Here is an 11,033-nt window from a genome sequence, read left to right as displayed (position 1 = left end):
GCGGTGGCGCGTTCTTGGTCACGTCCCGTATAGGAAGTTCAACCGATGTGGGTGCCGTTCGACGGCTAGACGATGTTCCGGACACATCCACATGGAAGGAACTGCCATGAGTATCGATGCCAAGCATGACTCTCTCGGCCTGTCGGCCCGGATTGTCGCGTTGTACGGCAAGCTGGCCGATGGTGACGTGATGGGTCTGCTGGAGTCCCTCGATCGCGACATCGAGTGGGTCGTGCCGGACGGGCTGCACTTCGGTGGTACCGCCCGCTTCAACAGCGAGTGGGACGGTTTCACCATCGAACCCGACGAGGTCTTCGAGGCCGGCGACGTGGTGATCGCCCTGGGCCACTATCGGGCTGCCAACAAGGCAACCGGCCGTCCGATGACGGCGCGATTCGCTCATGTCTGGCGGCTCCGCGACGGGCAGCCGGTGCGCTTCGAGACCATCCCGGACACCCACGCCATGGTGCGGACCATGGGCGTCGAGCAATCGTGACGTCCTGCAGTGCAGAGGTGACGTCAGTAGTTCGCGGCGTATCCGAGCGCCCGAACGCCTCGTCGATGGCGCGACGTGCACCGCGTCTTGCAGTAACCAGTCAATAACCGAGGTAGTGGGGGGCGACTGTCCCTGGAGACAGTCGACCCGCCCGCGTCGGGATCACGGCCCTCGTCGGCCTAGCTGTTGACGTCGCAGCTGGCACGTAGAGGTCAGCTCGACCCAAATTCTTCTTCGACGTCGCGGCCTGTTCGTCTCAGCAACGGACTGTTCACGAGTGCCTTGAGCTTCACGCTGATGAACGGGCTTCTGTCCAGGGTGACCCAAGATGTGCACGTGCCGCGATCCCTGACGCGGGTCGATCACCGTGCGTCGGGTAGGCGCCGGCCAGCCGGAGTGGCAACCGCCTTTCGACGGTGACGTTCAGCGGGTCTTCTTCGTCGCCCGTTTGCGGGGCGGCGTCAACAGCTCAGCGATTGCGGCGATCGCGGACGGCACCAGCCGGTAATACGCCCAGACGCCGCGCTTGTCGCGCTCGAGCAGGCCGGCCTCGGTGAGGATCCGAAGGTGATGACTCACGGTCGGCTGGGAGAGCCCGAGCGGCGCGGTGAGGTCACTCACGGACGCCTCGCCCTCGGGAGACGACTGGATCAGGCTGAGCAGTCGTAGCCGGGCCGGGTCGGCGAATGCCTTCAGCACTCCCGCGAGCCGCTCGGCGTCGGCACGCTTGATCGGTTCGCCAGCAAGAGGCGAGATGGCAGGCATCGTCGTTTCCGCAGTTCCCACGTCATGCATCGTTGCAGCAACACCCCCGCTAGACCGGTGTAACGAGGCCTTGATCACGCTGAGCTTCTCGGGTGGGACTGTCCCGCACCCGTTCGGCTCGTGTCGGCATGATGATCTGCGGAGCGAGAGAGGTGCCGGGGGTGCCCGGATCGTGTGATGTGGTGGTCGGCAGGGCGGCGAGGTAGCGCTCGGCGTCGAGGGCGGCGCCGACCTCAAGCGCACCGCCCGCCAGCAGCGGTGACCCCACCACAAAAGACCAGGTCGCCGTCCATCGACCTCTCGCGGACTGGATGCGGGCCGCAGTTCGCCGCCAGGGATTTGCACTTCACGCATCGGCCACCACCGGCAGACCTTCAAACGTCTCGCGTCCGATCATGACCGCTGCGTGCGACGGCTACTCAACGGTGGACGACCCAGACGAAAGCGGGCTGCAAGGTCGTCGGCAAGGTCAAGAACGTCCCGCGAGCCATCGATGGTCACGACCGGCAGGTGGAGCTCAGCGCCTTGGCGGCGGACTTCAGCGTCCCACAGTTCGTCGCGAGCCAGTCGCAGAGCGAGGGCTTCGTTGTGGTCACTGTCTCCCCAGTTCGCTCGGGCTCTCGCGGCGTCGGCGAATCGAGTCCGCAACGCCCCATCCCGAAACTGCGGGGTTGGCAGGAGGAACGCTGCCTGCTCTGGCCATGCCAGCAGCGGAGCAACCTCACGGGGCAGAGTTCGGAAGTCGTCGACCAGGACTGGACGCTCGGTAGGCATCGCCAGCAGGTCGTCGACAACGAACCCGAACGTCTCCCCGTGCAGGCTCGGCATCAACTCAAATACCTCCTGCGCACTCCGGCCGTTCCACTTCTGTGCCAGCGGAGCTTTCAGCAACGCCCACAGGTGCGGCTGCTTCTCGGCAGTGCAGCGGCGGACGTAGTCACGCTCCGCGCGGTCCCCGTCGTAGATCAGCACGTCGTAACGCTCGGCCAGGGCCTGGGCGAGGGTGCTCTTGCCTGACCCGGTGCCCCCCGCGATCCATCGGACATGCGAAAGACGGCGAGCAAGGTCTACGGCGTGGTGTTCGGCGGCCATGCCAAGAGACTGCCTTGATCCGGCCAACTTCTCCTACCGGTTCTCGGCGCTGTGCAAGCGGGCCGGACTCGGACACTGGCACCCGCACGACCTTCGCCATTCTGGGGCGTCGCTCATGCTCGCCCAGGGCACCCCGCTGCATGTGGTGTCGGAAGTCCTCGGGCACACGCGCATCGCGTCGCGGCGAGCGGGCTCTCCGGCTGCCGAACCGGGGGCCGGGAGCCGGACCTGGCCCGCACCCCGGCCGAGGGTCCGTGCCCCTTGGTGCCAACCCAGGTTCACAAGACCACCGCTCGCCGCCTACCCGAACGTGCACCTAGTTCACTGGGTCAGCCCGAGGTTGAGTGGAGCTAGTGCCCGTGATCTCATCGGGGCGCCAACTCAGGAGTGACATGCCCCGACGAATGACCTACCGCCAAATCGCGGACGACATCGCCGCCCGCATCGCCACCGGCGAATACCCACCCGAGTCCAAGATTCCTTCCTATAGCCAGCTGTCACAGCTCTACAGCGTTTCCATTGCAACCGTGCAGCGTGCACTTCTGGTGCTGCACGCCAAAGGCGTCGTATATGGAGAGCCTGGTCGGGGCGTCTACGTCAAGGAGCATGACGACTCGTGAAGTAGGGCGAAACAGGAGACGTGGACGTTACGCCGACTGCGTGGAGCTGAACCCGTTGGACGCTCGTGGGAGCGCACCAAGTCCGGTAGTACCAGCGTTCGTCCATGGAGTCGTGCAGGTAGGGGGATTATGCGAATCGTCTTCATGTTGCGCCATTTGCACGAACCGGCACCCGGCTTGTCCGGGTGCTTAAGACGCCGCTAAGCCCGGCGTCATCGTGGCACGTTCCTCACCCGCGCACTGAAAGCCCCTCTCCGGCCGCTGCCTGGCGGACGGGCGGGCCGCCAGGACGACGCCCCCAGCGGCCATTAGCCCAGGATCGGCGCTCGACGCGTCCACGATCGAACCCTTCGCGGTCGCCGAGACGGACGCCGCCCCCTTCGAGGCGGTTATCGCCGCCTTTCACCGGGTCACGGACGAGATCTTCGCCGACCGCCTCGACCTGGTTCGCCTGCGTCAGTCCATCATCGAGGGCAGCTCAGAACTGCAGGAGCGCGAGCTGCGCAAGACGGGCTCGCTGGCGGCGGCGGTCGCCGCCGCCCTGCGTACCAAGGGCGTCGGCGAGACCACGGCCACCCTGGCCACCGAGTCGGGCGTCATGGTTTGCCGGGTGGCGTTCGCCCGCTGGGTCGCGCCCGGCAGCGACGCCTCCCTCACCGACCTGATCGCCGAGGTGGCCGCCGAGCTGCGCGCGGTCACGTCAGCCCCAGAACTACACCCGGATCTCGGTCAGTACTGAACGGTGCAGTACCGGTGGGCCGCTGGTGGGCCGTAGAACCTCACCCTCCCCGACGGGCAGACCGTGAAGTCGGCAGGCGTCCCATCCGGCGAACTTCTGGCCAGGCAGCGGGCGAGCGGTGCGCCGTCCGTCACCGTCACCTCCGCGCTGGCCCCGACCACGCCGGCCGTGTCATTGCCATCACCGAGTGGCTATGCCGCGATAGCGAATATCCGGACTGGCGCGGCGCGCCGGAAGAGGACGCTTCGTCCCTCGAAGCGACTGGCTGCCCGCCCTTGACGGAAACCAGCGCCCGGACCCGCGCGGACCGCCATGGACCCGGAAGGCGCATCACTCCCAGATCTGGTTTCGGCTCTCTCGCGCTTCTTCGGCGTTCGTTGACAGCACCGCGCCGGGGTCGACAAGACGCAGGCCGACGCCGCGCACCGCCTGGATCCGCAGCGGGCAGTCCAATTCGTCGAGCTTGCGGCGGAGTCGCTTCACCACCGACCACACGTCGCCCCGGCCGCCGAGGTGGTCGTTGCCCCAGACCGCGCGGTGCAGCGACTCGAAGGTGCAGGTGCGGCCGAGTTGTGCCAGCAGAAGGTACCGAAGCAGGTCGTGCTCGAGGGGCGACAGGGGTACGGTGCGCCCGGACCAGGTTGCCACCCGCCTGTCCGAGTCGACCTCCGGGACGACATCAGCCGTTCCTATGAGGGCTCGCAGGAGCGGCTCGACGACGCGTGGATGGACTGACGGGGCTTCGGCGGGCGGGGCGCTGTCGACAAGTAGCGACAGGAGCTCCTCCGGCGACGAGACCAGCAGCACCGGAGCATGCCCGGTCATCAGCGACGCCAGGCGCGCTCTCTCCGCCATCGAGGAGGCGATCGCGATGATCACGGCCGCGCCGTCGGCTCCCGGTGGACGTTCCATCCGGACGTCCTCAATGGACTTCTCTCCCCGAGCGAGAGTCATCTTTCTCCTTACCTGTGGCCTACTGCGTTCCGCCTGCGTCGCCGGCCCGATATGGAACAGGAGCAGACGCTGGTAGGACCGGAACGACCCCCCAAAGCCCTCTGGGCGCCGTGTGGGTCACGCCGGCTACCCGAAAGAACACTATGAACTATGTGAATGGATGGTCAAGCACGGCACGTGAGCAGCTTGTCACTAGCAGTCGACGAGATTGACGGTTATCGTCAGAGCCATGACGAAGTTCGGCAGAAATTGCCCATCGGTTCCGGATGGGGTGTAGGGGCTCATTACGCTGGTGTGGCGTTGACCAGCAGCGACACGGCAGGCCGTCGGAACAGTGACCTCGCCGATCTGATCAGGCGACTCGCCGACGAGGAACCCCTCCTGGCGCTACACCGTCGGGGTCTTCGAGGCCGAGGCCCGTGACCCAGCCGGAGTCGGTGATGCCCATGGCGTGACAGGATCGATCCTGAGTCGGTCGGGAGCAGCGACGTGAGAGCCACGAGGTGGTCGTCTGCCGTCCACAGCACCGCCCGGTCGCTGGGGTCGAGAACACTCTCCTTGATCGACGGTCAGCCGAGCGGCGAACCGTCGAAGGAGTAACTGAAGTCGTAGAGCTTCCTGCCGCCGCCGACTCGGCTGAGGGCGGCGGCGTGCCGGGCCTCCTGGTGGTCGACGTACGACACGACCCGGCCGACCGCGGGTCGACCTTGCGCCCGGGGGTGGGCGGGCTTGGGCGCGGCAAGGCCGGCAACTCCGCCCTCGTAGGCCACGACCGGGTCGAGTGCCATCTGCACCACGTAGGTCTCGGTCGGCTGTGGGCTGGCACTCGCGGTGCTGGTCCCCGGCACGATGGTGAGTCCCATGGGCGCTACGCCCAGCGCAACCGGCGCGGTTGTCCATCTCATGGGTTTGGGACGAGGACCCGGAAACGCCGCACGGTTATGACGCGCTGACCATCAGTCAGCCACGAGTTGACCGGAGTGCTCCCGAGTTGCCCATGCCGCCGGGTAGACCCACCTGCGCCGCATCATCCATGTTGGTCTATAGCCCACGACCGTGGGGTGTCGTGCGCGTCCTGTCTCTGCGGCGCGCTAGTACATGGAGGTTCCGTGCACACACGAACCAGACATGCGAGACGCGCGTCAGTCGTGACCACGGCTTTCGCGGTTCTCGCGACAGCGATGGCGAGCGCAGTACCCGCGTTCGCCGCGCCGTCGACCACAGCACCGTCAGCCAACCCGGCCGACAAGCTCACCTCGGCCGTCGAGAAGACGCTCACCACGCACGACTCGGCGGACTTCTGGGTGAAGCTGTCGGCGAAGGCCAACCTGGACGCGGCGCCGAACATCGCCGACTGGGGCAAGCGCGGCCAGCACGTCTACGACGCGCTCACCAGCACGGCCAAGACGTCCCAGGCGGACGTGATCCAGCAGCTCGAGGCGAACGGCGTCGACCACGAGAGCTTCTGGATCAGCAACCGCATCCTCGTCGAGGACGGCACGCTGGAGCTCGCCAAGGAGCTCGCCGCGCAGTCCGAGGTCAGCCAGATCACCGAGACCACGAAGTTCGACCTCGTCGAACCGGTCAAGCGCGAGAAGGCGCCGGCGAACGCCCCGGCCACGGTCGAGTGGGGCCTCGACTTCATCAACGCCCCTGAGGTCTGGGCCCAGGGCTTCACGGGCGAGGGCATCGTCGTGTCGAGCGTCGACACCGGCGTCCAGTTCGACCACCCGGCGCTCGCCGACGGTTACCGCGGTCGGCAGCCTGACGGGACGATCGTCAACGACTACAACGCGTTCGACTCCTCCGGGCGGTGCGGCGCCGGCAATCCGTGCGACGTGAACGGGCACGGCACCCACACCATGGGCACCATGATGGGCGACGACGGCGCGGGCAACCAGATCGGTGTCGCGCCCGACGCGCAGTGGATCGAGGCCAACGGCTGCGACACCTGCTCGGACGCCGACCTGCTCGAGTCCGGTGAGTGGATCACCGCGCCGACCCGCACGGACGGCACCGACCCCGACCCGGCGAAGCGGCCGCAGGTCGTCAACAACTCGTGGGGCGCGGTCGCCGCCGGGGCCATCGACGACTGGTACCAGGACATCACCGACGCGTGGGCTGCCGCCGGCATCTTCGGCGCCTGGTCGGCGGGCAACAGCGGTCCCGGTTGCCAGACGACCTCCTCGCCGGGCGCGAACACTACGAACTACTCGGCGGGCGCGGTCGACTCCTCGGGCCGCATCGCGTCCTTCTCCTCGCGCGGTCCCGGTGAGGGCGGCGGGATCAAGCCGAACATCTCGGCCCCGGGCGTGGCCGTTCGCTCCTCGGTCCCGGGTGATGGGTACGCGCTCTTCAACGGCACCTCGATGGCCGCCCCGCACCTCGCGGGCGCCGTCGCCGTACTGTGGAGCGCCGCACCGGCGCTGATCGGCGACATTCCGGGCACCTGGGAACTGCTGAACCAAGCCGCCCACAACGTCGACGACACCTCGTGCGGCGGCACCGCCGAGAACAACAACGTCTACGGCGAGGGCACGCTCGACCTGGCCGCGCTGATCGACGCTGCGCCGATCGGTGACATGGGCACCGTTGCCGGCACCGTCACCGAGACCGACGGCGACCCGATCAGCGGGGCGCGCGTGACGGTCGACGGCGAGCACGACCGTACCGTCACCACCGGCACGGACGGCACGTACTCCGCCCGCGTCGCCGTGGGCGACTACCAGGTCTCGGCCTCGGCGTTCGGCTACCTGCCGTCTGCCCCGACCGGCGCCACGGTCACCGTCGACGCGACCACCACGGTGGACATCGACCTCGAGGCCGCGCCACGCCACACCGTGTCCGGCACCGTCACGGACGTCGCCACGGGCAACCCGTTCGTCGGCACCACGGTGAGCATCTCCGCACCGATCGACCCGGTCACCACCGACGCCAACGGCGCGTTCGCGTTCGCCGACGTGCCCGAGGGCACCTACACCATCTCGATCGAGGGCGGCACCTGCACGAGCGCGTTCTCGGAGGAGGTCGTCGTCGACGGTGACGAGACGGTCACCGCCGAGATCGCCCGTCGGTACGACGACTTCGGGTACTTCTGCACGGTCGGCAGCGACGGGGCCGCCACGGGTGACACCCGGGTGAACCTGACCGGTGACGACGCGGCGACCACGGTCCCGCTGCCGTTCTCGTTCCCGTACTACGAGGGCGACTACACGACGGCGTACGTGACCACCAACGGCCACGTGAACTTCGCCGGGCTCTCGACCTCACTCGGCAACGTCCAGATCCCGAACAGTTCCGTACCCAACGCGGCGATCTACGGGCTGTGGGACGACCTGTTCTTCGACGCCTCGTCGGGTCTGTACTCCGCGGCCACCCAGGTCGATGGGGTCGACGCGTTCGTCCTCGAGTACCGGAACGTCGCGTTCTTCTCCAACCGCGCCGAGCGGACGAACTTCTCCGTGACACTCTTGGCGAACGGTGAGATCGAGCTCGGCTACGGGGCGAACTCGGGCGGAGCGCTCTCAGCAGGCAGCTCGGCCACGGTGGGAATCGAGAACGAGAACGGCACCATCGCCCATCAGTTCTCCTACAACACCCAGGCGATCAACGCCGGAATGTCGATCCACTACGACTCCGCGCCGCGGGGCACGGTGACCGGCACGGTGACCGACCGGAACACGAGTGCGCCGATCTCTGGCGCGACCGTGGCGGTCTCCTCCGAGGCCCAGAGCAAGACCGCGACCACTGGAGCGGACGGCACGTACTCGACGTCGGTCCTCACCGGTGACTACTCGGTCGAGGTCACGGCGCCGAACTACCAGGGTGCCACCGGCTCGGTCACGGTCACCGAGGACGGCACCGTGAGGTTCGATGCCGCGCTGGCGGCGGGCAAGGTGACCATCGCTTCGGACGGCGACACCCATGCCGAGCTGCCGATGGGCGGTTCGCACACCGAGGAGCTCACGATCACCAACGAGGGCACCGCCCCGGCGTCGGTCGAGCTGGAAGCCGGCGGCGGCGAGTTCGAGCCGGTCGCCACGGGTGCTCTCACGGCGGTGAAGGGTGAAGCGACCGTCCCGGCGTCGGTGGCCCCGAAGGGGAAGCTGTCGGCGGGCGGCCCGTCGATGTCGCCGTCGAGCGTCAAGGGCGGGACGATGACGCCGCTGGCGGCGCCGATCCCGGCCGACGAGATCAGCATCACGCACTCCGCGTCGCAGGCGATCATGACCGGCAACTCGGCGTCGTGCAACAACGGCGCCACCACCCGGAACAACTCCTACCTGCGGACGTTCACGTTGGACGACTTCGGGCTCAACGGCCTGGACGTGTCGAGCGTGTCGTTCGGGGTGGAGGTGAACCAGGGGAGCCAGCCGCTCACGGTCAACCTCTACACGCTCGAGGGCGACCTGCGGTACGCCAACATGACGCTCATCGGCTCGGCCGACGCCACGGTTCCGGCCGGTAACGGCACTCTGGTGACGGTCCCGGTCGAGGGCGCGGTTCCGTCCGGTGGCACCCTGGTGGTCGAGGTGAGCGTCCCTGCGGATGGCTACTTCTTCATCGGCTCGAACGACGCCGGCCAGACGGCGCCGTCGTACATCGCCTCGGTGGACTGCGGCATCTCCGAACCGGCCGACACCTCGTCGATCGGCTTCCCGGGCATGCACATCGTGATGAACGTGACGGGTAGCTCGGGCGCTCCGGCGGACTGGGTGTCCTTCGACAACCCGTCCTTCTCGCTCGAGCCGGGCGAGTCGGTCACGGTAAAGGCGACCATGTCGGCCGACGTCGACCAGCCGGGCGCGTACGCCGCCGCGATCGGTGCCAGCACCAACACGCCGTACCGCGTGGCTGAGGTGCCGGTGTCGATGAACGTCACCGCCCCGAAGTCGTGGGGCAAGGTCGCCGGCACCGTCACCTCCTCGGCCACCGGTGGGCCGTTGGGTGGCGCCATCGTCCAGGTGACCGGCAGCAAGGGATACCGCCAGACGCTGGTCACCGAGGACGACGGTACGTACGCGTACTGGATCAACGCGACGGTGAACCCGCTCACGCTGGTCGTTGCGGTCCAGGGCTACGTGCCTGAAACGGCGAAGGTCACGCTCAAGGCGGGCAAGACGGTCACGGCGGACTTCTCGCTCGACCCGCTCCGGTAGCGCGTACACGGGGCGCGCCGTAGCGCGCGTCCCGTAGCGCGCGTCCTGTACGACGGCGGCCCGGTCACCATCCAGGTGGCCGGGTCGCCGTCGGGCATCGAACGGACCTGCCTACGCCGAGCGGGTCATGGCCCGCGCGGGCGCGGCCGGCTGCCGGCCCACCACCTCACCGGTCCCGGTTCCAAAGCGAGGCGCTAGCGAGGGCCGTGAGGGCTTGGCGTTCCAGAGCGGGGTGGATCTCGGCGTAGGCGAGGCGGCTGTGGTCGTCCACGGCGCAGTGGACGTAGTCGAAGCCGACGCAGTCGTGGTCCCAGCCGAGGGCCTGGTGCGGGTAGTTCCGACTCGGGCAGCACGCCGCTGGCGTAGCTGGCGTGCCACGCAGTCACCGCTGCTGCGAGCGGGAGCCGTGTTCCTGTTGGTTAAGGGATTGTGATGGCGATTTCGTTGGGGAGCGCGTCGAGGAAGATCAGTACACCGGCGATGCCGACGATCCAGCTCATTGCGGTGCGCGAGCCGCCCGCGATCTTTCGTTGCCAGCGTTCGAGGCGTTCCTGCATTCGCTCGCGCAGTAGCAACCATGCCAAGTACAAAGCGATGCCGGGCAGGATCATGATGATCACGTAGACCCCCAGCAGCAGGAGCCACTGTGCTGGTTCCAGTCTGGCGGAGGTCATGATTCCGATCGCGCCGAAGTACGGGACCGCGGTGTAGAACTCGAAGAGCCAGGTCCCCAGCCCCACGAGGACCATCGAGCGCGGGGTGGGGGTCTTGACCGGAGCCGGCTCTACGTCGGGTCGTTTCTTCGCGGGGATGAACCAGCTACCAGCGAAGAGTGCGATACCGATCCCGCCCTGGATCCACGCCCATACTGACGGGTCGATCGCAGGCAGTATCGCTCCCAGCCCCAACATCAGTAGGACGCCAAGAGCGAGGTATGCGACGGCGATCGTTCCCAGGTACAGGCCCAGTAGGAGCCCGAGGCGTCGGGGGCGTGCCAGGAGCAGGTAGACGGTCACTCCGATGAGGGCGGGGCTGAGCATGTCGAGCAGGGCCAGCCCGAACACTGCCCCCACGGTCACGATTGACACAGCCCCGGCACCTTCCTCATCGACGGTCACATTGTCGTCCTCCGCCGTTCGATGACCGGCGGCTTGACGCCCGCTAGCCCGGACGACAGGCGTTGCTGGGCGCGGAAGATCGGTCTCGCT

General features: G+C 67.6%; 10 protein-coding genes. 5 read left to right on the top strand and 5 right to left on the bottom strand.

The genetic code is table 11. The features are described 5' to 3' along the window. Positions 1 to 91 precede the first annotated feature (91 nt). Entirely contained in the window at positions 92 to 496 is a 405-nt protein-coding gene (locus ACFY29_RS15915) for a nuclear transport factor 2 family protein (RefSeq protein WP_386986502.1), read from the top strand. 423 nt (positions 497 to 919) lie between these two features. On the opposite strand, the gene ACFY29_RS15910 is transcribed toward ACFY29_RS15915, so the two are convergent. Beyond that, positions 920 to 1,291 carry a metalloregulator ArsR/SmtB family transcription factor gene (locus ACFY29_RS15910; RefSeq protein ID WP_355612905.1) on the bottom strand — a complete coding sequence of 124 codons (372 nt, stop codon included), beginning with the start codon at positions 1,289 to 1,291 and terminating at the stop codon, positions 920 to 922. 363 nt (positions 1,292 to 1,654) lie between these two features. Next, complete coding sequence (locus ACFY29_RS15905) at positions 1,655 to 2,353, bottom strand: hypothetical protein (protein WP_386986832.1); 699 nt, start codon at positions 2,351 to 2,353, stop codon at positions 1,655 to 1,657. On the opposite strand from ACFY29_RS15905, the gene ACFY29_RS15900 reads away from it, so the two are divergent. The 3 genes from ACFY29_RS15900 to ACFY29_RS15890 all read left to right on the top strand — a co-directional run bounded on the left by ACFY29_RS15900 (position 2,265) and on the right by ACFY29_RS15890 (position 3,712). Further along, a complete protein-coding gene (locus ACFY29_RS15900; protein WP_386986499.1) occupies positions 2,265 to 2,744 on the top strand; it encodes a tyrosine-type recombinase/integrase in 480 nt (159 codons plus the stop codon). The two genes, ACFY29_RS15905 and ACFY29_RS15900, sit on opposite strands and share 89 nt — an antisense overlap. Before the next feature lie 13 nt (positions 2,745 to 2,757). Next, positions 2,758 to 2,973 carry a winged helix-turn-helix domain-containing protein gene (locus ACFY29_RS15895; RefSeq protein ID WP_386986498.1) on the top strand — a complete coding sequence of 72 codons (216 nt, stop codon included), beginning with the start codon at positions 2,758 to 2,760 and terminating at the stop codon, positions 2,971 to 2,973. A 610-nt stretch (positions 2,974 to 3,583) separates the two neighbouring features. Then, positions 3,584 to 3,712, top strand: a complete 129-nt coding sequence (locus ACFY29_RS15890; protein WP_386986495.1) for a hypothetical protein — start codon at positions 3,584 to 3,586, stop codon at positions 3,710 to 3,712. A gap of 330 nt (positions 3,713 to 4,042) precedes the next feature. Here ACFY29_RS15890 and ACFY29_RS15885 read toward each other — a convergent pair whose 3' ends face one another. Next, the gene (locus ACFY29_RS15885) at positions 4,043 to 4,591 is read right to left on the bottom strand and encodes a winged helix-turn-helix domain-containing protein (protein WP_386986493.1); all 549 of its coding nucleotides are present in this window, start codon (positions 4,589 to 4,591) and stop codon (positions 4,043 to 4,045) included. A 644-nt stretch (positions 4,592 to 5,235) separates the two neighbouring features. Further along, positions 5,236 to 5,529 carry a hypothetical protein gene (locus tag ACFY29_RS15880; RefSeq protein ID WP_386986490.1) on the bottom strand — a complete coding sequence of 98 codons (294 nt, stop codon included), beginning with the start codon at positions 5,527 to 5,529 and terminating at the stop codon, positions 5,236 to 5,238. A 198-nt stretch (positions 5,530 to 5,727) separates the two neighbouring features. On the opposite strand from ACFY29_RS15880, the gene ACFY29_RS15875 reads away from it, so the two are divergent. Next, entirely contained in the window at positions 5,728 to 9,825 is a 4,098-nt protein-coding gene (locus ACFY29_RS15875; protein ID WP_386986487.1) for a carboxypeptidase regulatory-like domain-containing protein, read from the top strand. A 419-nt stretch (positions 9,826 to 10,244) separates the two neighbouring features. Here ACFY29_RS15875 and ACFY29_RS15870 read toward each other — a convergent pair whose 3' ends face one another. After that, a complete protein-coding gene (locus ACFY29_RS15870) occupies positions 10,245 to 10,943 on the bottom strand; it encodes a GAP family protein (protein WP_386986484.1) in 699 nt (232 codons plus the stop codon). Positions 10,944 to 11,033: the final 90 nt, after the last annotated feature.

The sequence above is a fragment of the Micromonospora sp. NPDC000668 genome (assembly GCF_042897975.1).
Lineage (GTDB): Bacteria > Actinomycetota > Actinomycetes > Mycobacteriales > Micromonosporaceae > Micromonospora.
The sequence above is the reverse complement of the archived record's forward strand: the minus strand, read 5'-3'. Positions and strand labels throughout refer to the sequence as shown.